The 17,602-nt window shown below is 28.3% G+C and carries 18 protein-coding genes; 5 read left to right on the top strand and 13 right to left on the bottom strand.

What is annotated here, in order from left to right; genetic code table 11:
* Positions 1–93: 93 nt before the first annotated feature.
* The 7 genes from H5J23_RS11310 to dhaK form a co-directional block, all read right to left on the bottom strand.
* The gene (locus H5J23_RS11310) at positions 94–1,734 is read right to left on the bottom strand and encodes a BCCT family transporter (protein ID WP_185892302.1); all 1,641 of its coding nucleotides are present in this window, start codon (positions 1,732–1,734) and stop codon (positions 94–96) included.
* A gap of 122 nt (positions 1,735–1,856) precedes the next feature.
* A complete protein-coding gene (locus H5J23_RS11305) occupies positions 1,857–2,495 on the bottom strand; it encodes a hypothetical protein (protein WP_185892300.1) in 639 nt (212 codons plus the stop codon).
* A gap of 11 nt (positions 2,496–2,506) precedes the next feature.
* A complete protein-coding gene (locus H5J23_RS11300) occupies positions 2,507–2,692 on the bottom strand; it encodes a DUF1858 domain-containing protein (protein ID WP_023050351.1) in 186 nt (61 codons plus the stop codon).
* Positions 2,682–3,371, bottom strand: a complete 690-nt coding sequence (locus H5J23_RS11295) for a hypothetical protein (RefSeq protein WP_221892831.1) — start codon at positions 3,369–3,371, stop codon at positions 2,682–2,684. The genes H5J23_RS11300 and H5J23_RS11295 overlap by 11 nt, the downstream gene beginning before the upstream one ends.
* Before the next feature lie 131 nt (positions 3,372–3,502).
* Entirely contained in the window at positions 3,503–3,898 is a 396-nt protein-coding gene (gene dhaM, locus H5J23_RS11290) for a dihydroxyacetone kinase phosphoryl donor subunit DhaM (RefSeq protein WP_023050353.1), read from the bottom strand.
* 8 nt (positions 3,899–3,906) lie between these two features.
* Positions 3,907–4,515 carry a dihydroxyacetone kinase subunit DhaL gene (gene dhaL, locus H5J23_RS11285; RefSeq protein ID WP_185892296.1) on the bottom strand — a complete coding sequence of 203 codons (609 nt, stop codon included), beginning with the start codon at positions 4,513–4,515 and terminating at the stop codon, positions 3,907–3,909.
* An 8-nt stretch (positions 4,516–4,523) separates the two neighbouring features.
* Positions 4,524–5,516, bottom strand: a complete 993-nt coding sequence (gene dhaK, locus H5J23_RS11280; protein WP_023050355.1) for a dihydroxyacetone kinase subunit DhaK — start codon at positions 5,514–5,516, stop codon at positions 4,524–4,526.
* A gap of 156 nt (positions 5,517–5,672) precedes the next feature.
* Between dhaK and H5J23_RS11275 the strand changes: the two genes are divergently transcribed.
* The gene (locus H5J23_RS11275; protein ID WP_023050356.1) at positions 5,673–5,900 is read left to right on the top strand and encodes a hypothetical protein; all 228 of its coding nucleotides are present in this window, start codon (positions 5,673–5,675) and stop codon (positions 5,898–5,900) included.
* 54 nt (positions 5,901–5,954) lie between these two features.
* On the opposite strand, the gene H5J23_RS11270 is transcribed toward H5J23_RS11275, so the two are convergent.
* The 3 genes from H5J23_RS11270 to H5J23_RS11260 all read right to left on the bottom strand — a co-directional run bounded on the left by H5J23_RS11270 (position 5,955) and on the right by H5J23_RS11260 (position 9,366).
* Positions 5,955–7,079: an ABC transporter ATP-binding protein gene (locus H5J23_RS11270; protein WP_185892294.1), complete on the bottom strand. Its 1,125-nt coding sequence runs from the start codon at positions 7,077–7,079 to the stop codon at positions 5,955–5,957.
* 113 nt (positions 7,080–7,192) lie between these two features.
* Positions 7,193–8,197: a galactose mutarotase gene (locus tag H5J23_RS11265; RefSeq protein WP_185892293.1), complete on the bottom strand. Its 1,005-nt coding sequence runs from the start codon at positions 8,195–8,197 to the stop codon at positions 7,193–7,195.
* Positions 8,194–9,366, bottom strand: coding sequence for an ROK family transcriptional regulator (locus H5J23_RS11260; RefSeq protein ID WP_185892291.1), 1,173 nt, complete (start codon positions 9,364–9,366; stop codon positions 8,194–8,196). The genes H5J23_RS11265 and H5J23_RS11260 overlap by 4 nt, the downstream gene beginning before the upstream one ends.
* A 184-nt stretch (positions 9,367–9,550) precedes the next feature.
* Here H5J23_RS11260 and H5J23_RS11255 point away from each other — a divergent pair, with 184 nt between their 5' ends.
* Genes H5J23_RS11255 through H5J23_RS11240 form a run of 4 tightly spaced genes read left to right on the top strand, consistent with a single transcriptional unit; the run spans position 9,551 to position 13,348 of the window.
* Complete coding sequence (locus H5J23_RS11255; RefSeq protein WP_185892289.1) at positions 9,551–10,738, top strand: galactokinase; 1,188 nt, start codon at positions 9,551–9,553, stop codon at positions 10,736–10,738.
* The gene (galT, locus tag H5J23_RS11250) at positions 10,738–12,225 is read left to right on the top strand and encodes a UDP-glucose--hexose-1-phosphate uridylyltransferase (protein ID WP_185892288.1); all 1,488 of its coding nucleotides are present in this window, start codon (positions 10,738–10,740) and stop codon (positions 12,223–12,225) included. Before H5J23_RS11255 ends, galT begins: the two co-directional genes overlap by 1 nt.
* Before the next feature lie 31 nt (positions 12,226–12,256).
* Positions 12,257–12,544: a GIY-YIG nuclease family protein gene (locus H5J23_RS11245; protein ID WP_185892286.1), complete on the top strand. Its 288-nt coding sequence runs from the start codon at positions 12,257–12,259 to the stop codon at positions 12,542–12,544.
* Positions 12,545–12,559: 15 nt separating this feature from the next.
* Entirely contained in the window at positions 12,560–13,348 is a 789-nt protein-coding gene (locus H5J23_RS11240) for a TSUP family transporter (RefSeq protein WP_040406909.1), read from the top strand.
* Positions 13,349–13,400: 52 nt separating this feature from the next.
* On the opposite strand, the gene H5J23_RS11235 is transcribed toward H5J23_RS11240, so the two are convergent.
* The 3 genes from H5J23_RS11235 to H5J23_RS11225 all read right to left on the bottom strand — a co-directional run bounded on the left by H5J23_RS11235 (position 13,401) and on the right by H5J23_RS11225 (position 17,571).
* Positions 13,401–14,429, bottom strand: a complete 1,029-nt coding sequence (locus H5J23_RS11235; RefSeq protein WP_023050364.1) for a M42 family metallopeptidase — start codon at positions 14,427–14,429, stop codon at positions 13,401–13,403.
* An 84-nt stretch (positions 14,430–14,513) separates the two neighbouring features.
* Entirely contained in the window at positions 14,514–16,028 is a 1,515-nt protein-coding gene (locus H5J23_RS11230; protein ID WP_185892284.1) for an ABC transporter substrate-binding protein, read from the bottom strand.
* Between the two features lie 133 nt (positions 16,029–16,161).
* On the bottom strand, positions 16,162–17,571 hold the full coding sequence (locus H5J23_RS11225) for a carboxylesterase (RefSeq protein ID WP_185892283.1): 1,410 nt from the start codon (positions 17,569–17,571) through the stop codon (positions 16,162–16,164).
* Positions 17,572–17,602 lie beyond the last annotated feature (31 nt).

The following is a 17,602-nucleotide window of genomic DNA, read 5'->3' as shown; positions in this document are numbered from 1 at the left end:
CCTATAAATGGGACTTTGTAAAGAGCATATAAATAAAAATATGAAACTAATTTTACCTAGGTGAAATTAGTTTCATATTTTTTCATTTTAAAATTATTCTTCTTTGCAAATTCTTAAATCTTTTACTGTATCTGAAAGATATCCTATCTCTTCTAAAGACATCTTTTTTATTTCATTTTTCAATTTTATACGCTTTTTTATAAAAATATCTCTCTTCAGAGAGTAAAAAAGTGAAAAAATCATTATAGGAAGTAGTATCAAAAGTGGAAAAGCTATTATTATAGATGCTGTTTTTAACATATCTAACCCTCCAGCAGATATAAGGGCTATTGCCAAAAGAGATTGAAAAACTCCCCAAATTAATTTTTTATATTTTGGAGGATTTAAATCTCCATCTGAGCTCATCATCCCTAAAACATATGTTGCTGAATCTGCTGAGGTTATAAAAAATGAAGCTAATAAAACAATAGCTACTCCACTCATTAAATCTCCCAAAGGATACTCACCAAAAACTAAAAATAACGCTGTTTCAGTATGCTCTATTGCTACTTTTGCAAACTCTTTCCCCAAAGATATTCCTAATGTTCCAAAAGCTGAAAACCATATAAATGAAACTAGCGATGGGATTACCACAACTCCTATAATAAACTCTCTTATAGTTCTTCCTTTAGATATTCTAGCTATAAATGTTCCAACAAAAGGTGTCCAAGCAACCCAATTAGACCAATAAAAGATTGTCCATGAAGATAACCATGTTTTATCACCAAAGCTATTTGTTCTTAAACTTATCTTCAAAAAATTATTCAAATAATTTCCTAAACTCTCTGAAAAAATATTGAAAATTCCTATTGTAGGTCCTAAAATAATTACAATAAACAATAATAAAAATGATATTAACACATTTAAATTCGATAAAGTTTTTATTCCCTTATCCAGTGACCCCAATGCTGAGTATACAAAAATAACTGTAACAACACCTATTATTATAATTTGACTTATTATATTGTTTGGAATATTAAAAAGATAATTTAGTCCACTATTTATTTGAAGTGCTCCAAATCCTAAAGTTGTCGCTACTCCTGTTATTGTTGCCAAAATAGCTATCACATCTATTATCATTTTTAACTGTTTTTCATATTTTTTCCCTTTTAAAATCGGTGAAAATAGTGAGCTAATAAGTCCTTTTTCTCCTTTTCTAAATTGAAAATAAGCCATTCCTAGCGCCAAAAAACTATAAATAGCCCATGGATGTATTCCCCAATGAAAAAATGATGTATTAAACGCAAAATCTATTGCCGATTTAGAACCACTTTCTATTCCACCTATTGGATTTACAAAATGAGTCATAGGCTCTGCTACCCCAAAGAATACTAGCCCTACTCCCATTCCAGCTGAAAAAAGCATTGAAAACCAAGAAATATTTGAATATTCTGGTTTTGAGTCATCTTTCCCTAATCTAATATCACCGTAACTACTACAACAAAGATATAAACATACTAATGCTATTAACAATACTATTATTAAATATAAAAATCCAAAATTTGTTATTATGGAATTTAATAATACTTTTGTTATCTTTTCAAACTGGGATTTATTTAATCCAATAACTGATAAAATTGTAAAAATGATAAAAAACGAAATATAAAAAATGGGATTCTCTCTTAATAAAAAATTTTTGAAAGTTTTTGTTTTTTCGATATCTAACCCTATATTTTCTCCTTTGTTCACACTCATGTAAAACCTCCCTTTTTTTAGATAATGTATATATTGTAACATGATTTATAGTTTCAGTCAAATTAGTGACATTTATAAAAATAGCGAAGTTTTTAACTTCGCTACGTTTAAGTACTTATTTTTTAATTCTTTTTTAATATTTTATACTCTCCTAAAGGTTCTTCTAAATACTCAAAATTATTGTTTAATTCCTTTACAAAGTTTTTTATCCAAATGTTTCTTAAATTATAAAAAAACCTTACATCTACACCTTCTTTACTCCAAATTTCTTCGTGTACACAAATTCTTCTTTTCCAACTCACAAGATTTTCCTCAGAAACTGATACAACATTTACTCTATCACAAGGCATCCCATCTAAAATATAATTATTTATACTATTATATATATCAGTAGCACTAATATAGTCTATTTCAATTTTCGCCTCTCTTGCTGCTAAAACACCTTGTTCTTGAAAAATTTTCTCTAATTTTATTTGAGCATCTAAATCATTTTGTAAAATAATTTTTATCCATGCTGCTAATCTTGCTTCTGATGAATGTATTCTATTTTGTAACCATCCGTGTATATTTTCTAAATCAATAATCTCTTCTAAATTTCTATTTTCAAGTTTTTTTCTATATTTACTTTCAATTTCATTTCTAATATTTTTAACGTCCATTCCCTCTTCTAAAGCTAAAGTAATAACACACTCTTCTATATTTTCAAACCATAATATTTTATTAAAAAGCCAATAGTGTATTTTTCCTAAAAATAAACTCATTTTACACCTCTCTATTTTTTATTTAATTTTTCTAAAACTTCATTTATATTCAATCCATGAATCTCACATGCCTGTTCTAAAGTTTCCATTTGTGCTGACGGGCATCCTATACATCCCATCCCATATCCCATTAAAATTTCTACTGCCATTGGATTTATTTCAATAATATCTGCTATTATAGTATCCTTAGTTATCATTTTTTTCCTCCTTTAATTTTTTTTCTTTTATAACATTACTTCTAAACTTATCTATTGTTATTCTATCTATAAAATGACCTAACTTTTCTCCCATTTGAGCATTTTCATTATAATACTCCAATACAGTTTTTACTAAAAGGTACGCTTCATTTTCAGAAAGATTTTTAATTAAAATATCTGCATTTCTAGGATTAAAACCTGCACTTCCACCAACTGTAATAAAAAATTTCCCATCCATATCTACAATAACACCAATATCTTTAGAATAAGCACTTGTACATGCGTTTCTACATCCAACTACTGCTATTTTAGTTCTACATGGAAGTTCCATTCCATGAAAATCATTACTAATTTTCATACCTAAACCTATTGTAGGATATTTTGATCTTTTGCAAAAATTTGCAGGACAAATTTCTACATTTTTTACAGAATTTTGGGTTTTTACAGCTGGTTCCATCTCTAACTCGTTCCAAACACTAGCTAAGTCTTCTTCTTTCAAATTTGTTATTAAAATTCTTTGTCCCGATGTAATTTTTAAAACACCTTTATATTTTTTAGCAACTTCTGCTATTTTTATCAGTGTATTTGGTGTTACAAATCCTCCTGGAATATGAGGTGTTATTCCATATGTTTTTTTACCATTCTTAATCTTTTGTAAATTTCCTCCAAAATTTCCCACAATATCCTCTCCTTTCTCTTTTGAATATATAATATATCTTTTTAGACAATTTTTCTGTAACATAAGTTACATTTTTTATTTTTTTATATAAAAACAAGCTATTAAAGTTATATTTTAATAGCTTGTACTCTCTATATCTTACTTAAAAACTTTAACTCTTTTAATTCATCTTCTAACTCTTTTAAAGTTAATTTATCATCATTTATCGCCATTCCCATTAATACACCTTCAACTAAAGGAGCATCCATTATTTTTATTTTTTCTTTATCATAATCCTCATCTAAAAATTCTAACGCCAACTCTGCATTTAATATCGAACTTCCTAAATCACCAAAAATAGCAACTCCTCCTTTTATATATGCTTTTTTTATGGCTTCTGCTATAATTAAAGGATTTGATCCTAGATAATCTTCATCTGTTCCACTTCCATTTACTACAGGAAAGTTATATTTTTTCATTTCATTACAAAGTTCGATAACTTCATCAGCTAAACGTTTACTATGAGAAACAATTACGAAACCTAACATTTTATCACCTACTTTAAATTTTTACAGATTGTATCAATAATTAAATATGAAGACATTGCTCCTGGATCTATGTGACCAATACTCCTTGCTCCTAGATAGCTCGCTCTTCCTTTTGTTGCTAACATATTTTCAGTTGATTCCATTCCTTCTTTTGCTGTTATCTGAATTTTTTTTAATAATGCATCTAAAGAATCTTCTTTATTATTTTTTAATACCTCAACTACTGGCACTATTGTATCTAGCATTGTTTTCTCGCCACACTGAGCCTTCCCTCTCATTTTTATCCCTTCTACCATTGCTTCAGCTGCTTTTACTATGTTATTCCTATCTAATATATCAACTCCCTTTAAAGTTTGAGCTACTTTCATTAATCCAGTTCCATATATTGCTCCTGATGCTCCACCTACATTAGATATTAGTATCATTGCCATTTTATTGAAGCAATCTGAATAATTAAGGCTTTTTAATATTTCACTTTCATCTTTAATTTTTTGAAAACCTCTAGATAGATTTACACCATGATCACTATCACCAATTTCTCTATCTAATTCACTTAAATAATCTTTATTTTCATATATTCTATCTGCTATTTTATCTATTAAAGTTATTAATTCCATCTGTCCTCCTAGAATGTTTTTAACGCCACAGTATCAGATTTAGCATTTAATAATTTTTCAATTTCATCATTAAGTTTTAATATTGTAATTGAAAATCCTCCCATATCTAAAGATGTCATATAATTTCCTACTAAAGTTTTTTCTATGATAATATTTTTTTCCTTTAAAATATCTGTAACTCTATTATTAACTATAAATAGTTCTATTAAAGTGGTTTCTCCTAATCCATTTATCAAAACCGCCACTTTCTCATTCTCTATTTTAGACTCTTTCAATATTTTTTCTAAAAGATGATCTACATGTGTATTTGCATCTACAAACTTTTCTCTATGCGTCCCAGGTTCTCCATGTATTCCTAATCCAATTTCAACTTCATCTTCCGCTAAATCAAAACTATTTTTTTCAGTAGTAAATACCATACACGACTTCAAAGACATTCCCATTGTTTTTATATTTTCTACAACAACTTTTCCAAGTTTTTCAAGATTTTCCAAAGAATATCCAGCCTCTGCTGCTGCTCCTAAAATTTTATGTACAAATACAGTTCCTGCAATTCCTCTTCTACCAACTGTATATGTACTATTTTCTACTGCTATATCATCGTCAACAATTACCTTCCCTACTTTTATTCCTTCCATTTCTGCCATTTCTGCAGCCATCTCAAAATTCATTACATCTCCACTATAATTTTTAATTATAAGAAGAACCCCTGCACCTGAGTCAACTGCTTTTATTGCTTCATAAACCTTATCAGCACTAGGAGAAGTAAATATCTCTCCAGCTACTGCCGCGTCTAACATCCCATATCCTACAAATCCTGCATGAGCTGGTTCATGACCACTTCCTCCTCCACTAATTAAAGCTACCTTTTTGTTTTTCTTTTCTTTTCTCACAATAATTGGCAAATCTTTTACACTTTCAATACTATTTGGAAATGCCTTTATCATTCCATCAATCATCTCTTTTACGATATTTTCTTTTTTATTGATAAGTTTCTTCATAAATCTCCTCCTATTTTGAGTTATTTCAATATCTCTATATACTTTAATTTTTCTTTTTTGTCAAATACAATAAAAACTATAAAATTCTTTGTAGGATTTTTATCAATTCTTTAGTAGAAAGTAACATAAGCTAATTAAGCTAAGGGAGGAATAAAAATGGAAATGAATAAGAGTGAAGCTTTAAAAATTTATAAACAATATTTTAATGATGGAGAGTTTATTGATTTTTTAGAATCTCCATATATTGTTGAAGACTCAGATGACTTCGAAGATTATTATCCAGAAGGAACACCTAATCTATTTTCAAAAGAAGCAAGTTCTTTGTTTTTTACAGCTTATAAATTAAACGAAGATTTGTTATCTATTACAGTAGAAAATAAATAAAGTTAATATAAGAAAGAGGCCTTTAAAAAAAGACCTCTTTTTATATTCATACTATTAAATTGTTATATTTTTTTCTGTTTCTATATCAAATAAATGACACTTATCCATTTCGAAATAGAAATTTTCTTGTTGATTAAAGTTTGCTCCTGTAGATTTCTCTGCTGGAATTCTTGCTGTATATTGTGCATCTCCTATAAAGAAATAGATAAACTCTTCATTACCCATTTGCTCTACTATATTTACTTTTCCTACTAATGATGAATCACCAGGTTTTGCTGTATTTTTATTTCCTACATTTTCTGGTCTTATTCCAAACCATACATCTTTCCCTACGTGTCCTTTTACTTTTTCAGCTTTTTCCTTTGGTAACTCTAATTCATCCCCATTAGCTAATTTTACAAATAATTTGTTTTCTTTTGATATTAAAGATGCCTTCACAATATTCATTGCTGGCGAACCAATAAATCCTGCTACGAATTTATTTGCCGGAGTATTATATAGATTTAATGGTGTATCAACTTGCATAATTTTTCCATAATTTAATACACAAATTCTATCTCCCATTGTCATAGCTTCAACCTGATCATGTGTTACGTAAATCATTGTTGCATTTTGACCTTCTTCTTTTAATTGCTTATGAAGTTGAGTTATTCTTACTCTCATAGAAACTCTTAATTTTGCATCTAAGTTTGATAGTGGTTCATCAAATAAAAATACTTCTGGCTTTCTTACAATAGCTCTTCCTACAGCAACCCTTTGTCTTTGTCCTCCAGACATCTCTTTAGGTTTTCTATCTAAAAGATCTGTAATCTCAAGTTTCTCAGCTGCCTCTTTAACTCTTTTATCAATCTCATTTTTAGGAACTTTTGCCATTTTAAGTCCAAATGCCATATTATCATAAACTGTCATATGTGGATATAGAGCATAGTTTTGGAAAACCATTGCGATTCCTCTATCTTTTGGAGGTAAGTCATTAACTAGCTTCTCTCCTATATAGATTTCTCCACCTGTAATCTCTTCTAAACCTGCAACCATTCTAAGAGTAGTTGATTTTGCACAACCAGATGGTCCTACAAATACCATGAACTCTCCATCTTTAATATTAAGGTCGATACCATGAACTGCCTTAAATCCATTAGGATACTGTTTTTCTACTTTTTTTAGTACTACTTCTGCCATATTAATTCTTCCTCCTTGTTTTTTACTAAATCTGAGGTTATTATATAGCATCTTTTTATTTTTTTCAACTATTTTTGTTTATTTTTAACTCTTTTTTTACATTTATTTTACAATTAGTTATTAAATTCGAATGTTGTATATGTATAATACTCTATTTTATTATTATAAATTTTAGCTTTTTCTGGCATAAAGTTAAAAATATCTGGATAATCTTGCATTTCAAAACATATTCCATTATGCTTTTTATCTAAAAAATTTCCTGTATAAATAACTGCTACAGGTTCACTAGATTTTACTTTAATGTTTCTTCCTGATTCCTCATCCTTTAACTCAATATCAAAATTATATTTTTTTGATAATTCAAAAGGATGATCAATTCCTCCTCCAACAATCTCTACTTGTTTATGTGATAACTGTAATATATCTCCTAATTTTTGAAAGTTTTCAAAATTAACAAAATTATCTTCTCTCTCCATTTTTAAAGGAACTGTATTTTCATCTACCCAACCATAACCCTCTGCATTAACTTTTAAAAATTGTTCTTTTATATCATATTTCGCTTCACCACTCAAATTAAAATATGTATGGTTTGTTAAATTTATATATGTATCTCTATCACTGTCTCCAAAATATTCTATTTTCAATTCATTTTTCTCTAAAGTATATATAACTTTAAAATCTACTTCTCCTGGAAATCCATTTTCTAAGTGAGGACTTTTATATGTTAAAGTTAAAATTCCTTTATTCTCAGAAACTTTTGCATCACCCTTCCACACTTTCGCATTTAAACCATTAGGACCTCCATGTAAATTATTTCCTCCATTATTTTTTTGCAGTTCATAAATTTTATTTCCTATTTTTAAAATTCCATCTTTTGTTCTTCCAGCTACTCTTCCTGTTATACATCCATAAAAATATTCATTTTTTTCATATTCTCCTAGAGTTTTATATCCCAAAACTATATTCTCAAAATTTCCGTTTTTATCAGAAGTTTTTAAAGATTTTATAATTCCCCCCAAAGAAATAATTTCTAAATCAACAAATTCATTTTTCAAATTATACAAAAATACTTCTTCACCATTAAAAGTTGTTCCAAACTCTGTAATATTTAATTTCAAACCTCATCCCTCCACATATTTTTTTTAAATAAATTATGTCTTACAACCGATATTGGGTTATAAGTATGCATTTCATCTAACATATTTGAAACTATTAAATCATATTTTTGTTCCTCTAAAGTAACTTTTTGTAATTCTAATTTCAAAGTATTTAAAAGTAAATTTTCTTTAAATAATTCACCTACTAAAATTATTTTTTCTGGATTTATTAAAGAGATTATCATATCTATACTGTGAGCAATTATAACCATAGCTTCTGTGCTAACCTTTGTACTTAAAAAATCTCTCTCTTTAACTCCTTGTAATACATCTAGAATCCCAATTGTTCCTTTGGTATTTAATTTTTCTTTTAATGAACTATAGTTATTTAATTTAATCATAGAAACAAGTCTATTTATTATCGCTTTATTTGAAGCCTCAGCTTCTAAACACCCTCTTTTTCCACAAGAACATCTTCTTAAACTACTTCTATCCATAACTACATGACCAATCTCTCCAGAAATAAATCCGTGGCCTGATAATAAATTCCCATTTACAAATATTGAACTTCCAATTCCCTCTGAAACATTTAAAACTACATAATTTTCACTATCTTGAGCTCCACCAAAATATTTTTCTGTTAATGCCATAGCTCTAACATCATTTTCTATCAGAGTAGGTAATTTAAATCTTTTTTCAATTCTATCTCTTATATCGATTTTTTTTCTTTTATAGTGAGGAGAAAATATAATAACTCCCTTCTCTGAGTTTATAAGTCCAGTTATTGCCATCGATATAACTTTTATTCCTTTTTCCTCTTCTAACTCTTTTTCAATAATTGTTTCTAAATAATCTATTAACTCTTTATCTTCTGATATTTTATAACTCTTTGTTTTAACTATCTCCCCAGCTACATTTCCAACTGATATTACCAACGATGTAGGAGTTAATGATATTCCCAAAATTTTTCCTACCCAATATTTATTCAAAGATAGATCTATCGCTCTTCTCCCACCAGTTGATTCTCTTTGAGACACCTCTAAAACTATCCCACATTGTAATAAAGGTTCAATCGATTTTGTTATAGCTGCAGGTGTCAACTCTAACTCCTCTGCTATCCTTTTTCTTGATATTTTATTTTTATTTTTAATCATCTCTAATATTCTTAGTTGAGATTGTGTAAAATCCATATATTCCTCCCTAATTCTATATAATTTATAATACCTCTATCCAAGTCTCTAAGTCAATGTATTTAACACTAACTTTTTTAACTTTTTTAATTAACTTTGTTCTAAAATTATATTTTTACTTTTAAGTAATCTATTTTTAAAGTATACTCAAATCAAAATAAACAAAATAAAGGGGAGATTATTTATGGAACTTATCAATAACTTAGTAAAAAATTTTAAAAAAGAATTTAAAAGAGATGATAAAACTTCAGTTGAAGTTTTCTTTGCACCTGGTAGAGTTAATTTAATTGGAGAACATATTGATTACAACGGTGGTAAAGTTTTTCCATGTGCATTAGACTTTGGTACTTATGCTGTTGTAACTAAGAGAGAGGATAACATTTTTAGAATGTCTTCTGAAAATTTTAAAGATTTAGGAATTATTGAATTTTCTTTAGATTCTTTAATATATGACAAAAAAGATGATTGGGCTAATTATCCAAAAGGTGTTGTAAAAACTTTTTTAGATTCTGGGTTTAATATAAATAGTGGATTTGATGTTTTATTCTTTGGAAATATTCCAAATGGTGCAGGTTTATCATCTTCTGCTTCTATTGAAGTTTTAACATCAGTTATCCTTAAATCTCTATTTAATTTAGATATTAATATGGTTGATATGGTTAAATTAAGTCAAAAAACAGAGAACGAATTTATTGGTGTTAACTGTGGAATTATGGATCAATTTTCTATTGGAATAGGTAAGAAAGATCACGCTATACTTTTAGATTGTAATACGCTTGAATATTCTTATGCTCCATTTATTTTAAATAATGCGTCTATTATTATTGCAAATACAAATAAAAGAAGAGGTCTTGGTGAATCTAAATATAATGAAAGAAGAGCTTCTTGTGAAAACGCACTAAAAGATTTAAAAGATAATGGTATTAACATTAATGCTCTTTGTGATATGGATTCAGAAAAATTTGAAAATACAAAACATTTTATAAAGTCTGAAGAAGCTATACCTAGAGTTAGACATGCTGTTACTGAAAATGAAAGAGTTTTAAAAGCTATGAAATGTTTAAAAGACGGAGATATCTTAACTTTTGGAAAACTTATGAATGATTCTCACAAATCTTTAAAAGATGATTATGAAGTTACTGGTCTTGAACTTGATAGTTTAGTTGAAGCAGCTTGGGAAGAAGAGGGAACTATCGGTTCTAGAATGACTGGTGCAGGATTTGGTGGCTGTACTGTATCTTTAGTAAAAAATGATTGTATTGAAAAATTTATTGAAAATGTTGGTAAAAAATACAAAGAAAAAACAGGGCTAGAAGCAACATTCTATATTGGCAATCCAGGAGATGGAGCTAAAAAGTTAGGTGATTTTTAATGATTAACTCTTTAATACAAGAACTGTTAAACTACGGATTACAAAAAGAACTAATCGATTCATGTGAAGAGATTTACTCTAGAAATCTTTTACTCGATGTTTTAAATTTAAAAGAGTGGAAAGAAGAAGAACCTAAAACAGGAAGAGATCTTGAAATTATACTTCTGGATATTTGTCATTGGGCTATTGAAAATAGTTTGATTAATGATTCTCCATCTGAAATGGAACTTTTAGATACTAAATTAATGAATTGTATCACTCCAAGACCGAAAGAAGTTATTAATAAGTTCAATAATGATTTTAAAATTTCACCTGAAAAAGCAACAGCTAACTACTATGAATTCTCAAAAAATACCAATTATATTAGAGATGCTCGAATTAAAAGAAATTTACATTGGTTTTCGAATACTCCCTACGGCGATTTAGAAATAACTATTAATTTGGCTAAACCTGAAAAAGATCCTAAAGATATTGAAAGAGAAAAAAATATGCCTAAGTCTTCTTATCCTAGTTGTCTTTTGTGTTTAGACAATGTGGGATATAGTGGAAGATTAAATCATCCAGCTAGACAAACACATAGAGTTATTCCTATGAATTTAAAGTCTGAAAATTGGTATTTTCAATTTTCTCCATATGTTTATTATAATGAACACTCTATAGTTTTTTGTGAAGATCACAGACCTATGAAAATGGGCAAAGATACTTTTGATAGACTTTTAGAATTTATTGAAATCTTTCCACATTATTGTATTGGTTCTAATGCTGATTTACCTATAGTTGGGGGATCAATTTTATCTCATGATCATTACCAAGCTGGAAAGCATACATTCCCTATGGAGAAAGCTCCAATCGAAAATAAATTTCAAATGAAAGATTTTCCTGAAGTTAGTTGCGGAACCATTAAATGGCCTATGTCTGTTATTAGAATATCTTCAAAAAATAAGGAAACTCTATCTAAAGCAGCTGAATATATTTTTGAAAAATGGAAAAATTATAGTGATGAAACTGTTGATATTATAGCTTATTCTGAAGGTATTCCTCACAATACCGTTACTCCTATTGCTAGAAAAGTAGGCGATGAATATCAAATAGATTTAGCTTTAAGAAATAATAGAACCTCTGATGAACACCCTATGGGAATATTCCATCCTCATTCTGAAGTTCACAATATAAAAAAAGAAAATATAGGACTTATTGAAGTTATGGGACTTGCTATTTTACCTGGAAGACTTCAAGAAGAAATGATTCTTTTAGAAAAAGAATTACAAAATCCAAATTGGCAAATTACTTTAAAAGAGAATCCTACTCTTGGTAAACATTATGATTGGATTAAAAATATAGTGTCAAAAAGAGACAATATTGTAACATTAGATATTTTAAAAGAAGAGATAGGAAAAACTTTCTCTACAGTTTTAGAGCATGCTGGGGTCTTCAAAAGAGATGATACTGGAAAAAAAGCTTTTAAAAACTTCACAGACACATTATAATATTTTATATAACTATTATAATGAGGATGATATGAATAATTCAAATAAAAAATGGTACGTTTATATTTTAAGATGTGAAAACAACTCTTTATATACGGGTATTACAACAGATCTTACAAAGCGATTTCAACAACATATTAGTGGCAAAGGAGCTAAATATACAAAAATTTATAAACCTACAAAAATTGAGGTTGTTTTTATTAAAGAAAATAGATCTGAAGCATCTAAAGAGGAGATTCGAATTAAAAAACTAACTAAGTTAGAAAAAGAGAGATTGTGTAAAAATACATTTAATGATATACTCAAAACAAATAATTAACTAGGGGGCGTTTTAATGTTAGAAACCTTTTTTTCAGAGATTTCTTTAATTAACTTTATGTTTTTAGCTTCAGCTTGCTTCTGTGCAGCATTTGTTGATGCTATTGCTGGTGGGGGTGGACTAATTAGCTTACCAGCTTTTTTAGCTGCAGGATTAGATCCTCATATGGCACTTGGAACAAATAAACTAGCAGCTTTTTTTTCAAGTAGTGGTAGTGCTTTTAAATTTGCTCGTTCTGGAAAAATAAATTGGGATTTAATTAAATATCTAATTCCTTTTTCTTTTATTGGAGCTATTTTAGGAGTTAAAGCGGTTATTTTGATTGATTCAAAATATTTATATCCTATTGCATTCTTTTTACTAGTTTTTGTTCTTATTTATACTTTAAAAAATAAAAATTTAGGTAGCCATGATAATTTTCAAGGCGTAAATTCAAAAAATTTAAAACTTGGAATCTTAATGGCATTTTCTCTTGGATTTTATGATGGGTTCTTCGGTCCTGGAACAGGTTCATTTATAATATTTGGATTTATTGAAATTTTTAAATTAGATTTCATCAGAGCAAGTGGAAATTCAAAGTTTTTAAATTTAGCTAGTAATATTGCTAGTGTTATAACATTTATATACTATGGAAAAATTGCTTATATGTATGCCCTTACAGTTGGAGTTGTAATGCTAATTGGAGCTAATGTTGGTGCAAAAGTCGCTGTTACAAGAGGTACAAAGTTCATAAGACCTGTTTTTCTTGTTATAACAACTATTGTTACTGCTAAAATGGCTATAACTTTTTTACAACAACTATAAATATAATTAAATAATAAAAACCCTCTAATTAAAGAAGAGGGTTTTTTATTATTTAAAAGTATGCTATTAACAGTTTTATAGTTTCTACTATCCCATCTACATGAGTTCTTTCATAGTGATGCGTTGCATCAACATTTGGTCCTATACAAGCATATCTTAAATCTGCACCTTGAAGAATTGATGCTGTAGCATCTGATCCATATCTATTATAAACACCTACTGTATAATGGATACCATTTTTATCAGCTGCCTCTTGTAATTTTTTTCTTATTTTTAAATCATAAACTGTTTTATTATCTCTTGCAGCAATACTAACTTTTTTCTCATCACCGTGAGCATCATCAGCTACAAGTCCAATATCTAATGCTACAAACTCATCTACATCTTTTGGTATTTCTGATACTCCATGCCCTACCTCTTCAAAATTTGAAAAATAAACATATAAATTATTATTTGGTTTTTTATTATTATCTTTTAAATATTTTAGATAAGCTAATACTTGAGCTACACAAAGCTTGTCATCTAAGTATCTTGATTTTATGTATCCTGATTCTGTTATTTTAGTTTTAGTATAATAACTTACAAAATCTCCTTGGCAAATTCCAAGAGCTCTCGTATCACTTTCAGAGTATACCTCTTCATCTAATCTAACTTCCATATTTTCAGCTATCCTTGGCATTTCTCTTGGAATATCTCCATATACATGAACTGATGCTTTAATAGGTAATAATGTTCCTTCGTATTCTTTATCATCTAAAGTATGAATAATAACATTTTCTCCTTCTACAGATCCCCAAGCATATCCTCCGATATTTATAAGCTCTAAACGACCATTACTTTTTACTTTTTTTACTACAGCGCCTAGTGTATCAACATGAGCTGATAATAATCTTGTATAAGTAGAATCTTCCCCTTCTATTTTCACAATTAAACACCCTTTTTTACTGTAACTATATTTAAATCCTAACTTTTCCAATTCCTTAGCTATTCTATTCATAGCTTTTTCTGTATAACCAGCTGGACTTGGAATAGCTAAAATTTCTTGTGTAAATTGCAGTGTGTAATTTAAATCTAACTTCATACCCCTCAACACTCCCTTTTTTTATTTTTTATCTAAATTGTTGACTATAATACTCTTCTTCTTTACCTTTGTCAAGAAGATTTATTATTGAACTTCAATTGTTGCATAATTATGAATTGTATTAGCAACTGGAACAAAATTCTTTATTCTTTTATTTAATCCCATATTTTCATTTTTATAATACAATGGAACTAATGGATTCTCCTCTGCTAAAATTTCTTGTGCTTTTGAATAAGCTTCTATTCTTTCTGAACTCTCTGTTGATTTTCTACCTAGTTCAACCAATCTATCGTATTCAGGATTTTCAAAATTAGCTCTATTTCCAGCTCCTCCTTTATAACTACTATGTAATAAAGGAAATAAAACTATATCTGAGTCTGAAGTTCCAGCTACCCATCCCCCTATAAACACATCAAAATCTCCTTGAGCTGTCATTTGTAAGTAAGTTCCCCATTCTACAGTTTCAATTTCTACATTTATTCCAACCTCTTTTAAATTAGCTTGTATAATCTGAGCGGCTTGTAATCTAACTGGATTATCATTAGACATAATTTTTATTGTCTTATTTTTTACTCCTGATTTTTCTAAAAGTTCTTTAGCTACTCCTGGATTATAATCTATTTTTCCAACTTTTTGATCACTTCCAAAAACTGTAGGATTTACTATTGTATTTGCCACACTCGCTTTTCCTAAATAAACTGCATCTACTATACTTTGTTTGTCTATAGCATAATTTAAAGCTTTTCTATAATCCTTATTATTAAAAGGTTCTCTTGCTGTATTTAAAGTCAAATACTCTGTTGATGTTGTAGGAAATGAAACTGCATATAAGTCCGAACTTCCTTCTACAGTTTGAACGTCAATTGGTGCAATCGTGGCTATATCAACCTCTCCTGTTTCCAATGCCGCTAATCTACTTGTATTCTCAGGAATAGCTCTAAATATTAGTTCATCTATCTTAGCTTTATCACCAAAATATTCCTCGTTAGCTACTAATTGTATTTTTTCTCCATCTCCCCAACTCTTATATTTAAATGCTCCAGTTCCCATAGCGTCTGTAGCAATATTTCCATTTTTTTCTTCTGTGTATTTTTCATTTAATATCGCAGTTAAAGGATAAGATAATGTGTACAACAGGGGTGCTGACGGTTCCTTTAATTTTATTTTAACTTCATAGTCATTTAGTGGCTCAACACTCTCAATAACGTCTAACATTACTTTTGTAGCTGGCTTTTCTACCATTCTATTTAAACTAAAAATAACATCACTTGCTTTTAATTCATCTCCATTATGAAACTTGACACCCTTTTTTAATTTTATAACTAATTCTGTCGGTGTTATATACTCGTAAGATTCAGCTAGTTCTGGAGCTATTTTTCCATTCTCATCAATCTGAAACAGTGTATTATATATCTGCTCCACTATAGAAAGCGATGGAATTTCATTATACATAGCTGGATCTAAGCTTTTAGGTTTAGATCCTAATGAAACCGTTACTACTTTAGTTTTCTCTTCATTTTTTACCCCATTCTCTTTTTCACCACAAGCACCTATAGCTAAGCAAGCTATTGCCAATCCAAATAAATACTTTTTACTCATTTTATTAAACCTCCCCAAGTTTGTAATTTTTAAAATACTACTCCTTCTTTAAAATTTTGTCAATTCAATTTTGAAAATTTTTTTCAATAATATTATAAAAAAGAAAAAAAGTTATAGAAATTTTCTATAACTTTTAGTTAAGTACCATTTTTATATCATTTTCAATATATTGAAAAAATTCATTATATCTTAATCTATATAACAGATTCGGAGATAAATACAATGAATTATTTTCTCCTTTTAAATTTAAACTTCCTAATATTGAATCTCTTCCATAAATAGGATTAGATGGTGATATTGGTATTGCTACATGTGATAAAGAAAAATTAGATTCATTCCATTTAAGATTTGATTTATTTTCTTCAGAAAATACATTGTTATTATAGTTTAATATAGCTACTTCATCATCTTTTTTACTACTATAATTACTAATAAATGCTACATTAAATTTAAAATTTAATTCTGACATTTCGTCTTTTAAATTCAATTTTATTAAGTTTGGTTTAAAAAAATCTTCAAATTTTCTATTTATATCAAAAATAACTAACTTATTATTTGGATTTTCCATTTTTTCAAAAATGTCATATAAATCTTTATCTAGAACAGTAGAATCTACTAATGAAGTGTAGCTATAAATAGGAGGTAAGTTCATTTTTTCCTCTTTACTCAGCTTTGAAAAATTCAGCTTTGCTTTTTTTATTAGATAATATACCTGAATCCCTGGATTTTTAGGAAAAGAGTTGTACTTACTTGGGTCATATTCTGGATTTATATCTAACCATTGAAATTTTTTAAAGTATGGAATCATACTAACCCAACTATCTAAAAAACCAAATTTTGCTGCAGAAGATACTCCCATAGCTGGTGATAACCAAAATACCTTTTGAGGAGTAGGTAACTCTTTATCTTTTTTTACACTCTGAGTTATATACTGTAAAGTTGCTGCTGCTCCTGTTGAAAATCCTACCATATAAAACTCTGGATTTTTTATATCTTTTAATTTTTCTTTTATCATTTTAGAACCAAATATTGCAGCTTCCTCAAAATCTTTTTGAGATATTTTCGGTAACTCTCCTGGAAAAGTACCATGGTATTTATATCTTAATCCCAAAACATAGTATCCCTTTTCATAAAAAATTTGACCTACGTCTCTCATCATAAAAGGTGAATCTGTTAATCCATGAAGTAAAAGTACTCCTCCTTTAATCCTTTCTGGAATAAGTTCAAAAGAACTATTTATATTTTCACCTTTTTCGTTTATTGGTGATAATATACCATTTTTAGAAAATCTTGTTAGATCATCTTTTGATTTAACTTCTACTTCTGCATAAGTTTTTTCTAAAAATTCTTTCTCTGCAACTAAATATTCATCAATTGTTTTAAATTTTTCGTACTCTGGTTCTTCATATTTACTTTTTTCATGCCATTTTTTTAACTTCGGTGCCATCTTATTGTATAAATAAGCTCTAGTAAATTGAACCACTAATATTAATATTATCAGAAAAATTACAAATTTCTTAATTACATTGATGACTCTTTTCACAAATAATTCCCCCTTTAATTTATACTTATCT

It is taken from the genome of Cetobacterium sp. 2G large, from assembly GCF_014250655.1.
GTDB classification, from domain to species: Bacteria; Fusobacteriota; Fusobacteriia; order Fusobacteriales; family Fusobacteriaceae; genus Cetobacterium_A; species Cetobacterium_A somerae.
Note: the sequence above shows the minus strand (reverse complement) of the source record. Positions and strands in the feature narration are given on the sequence as shown.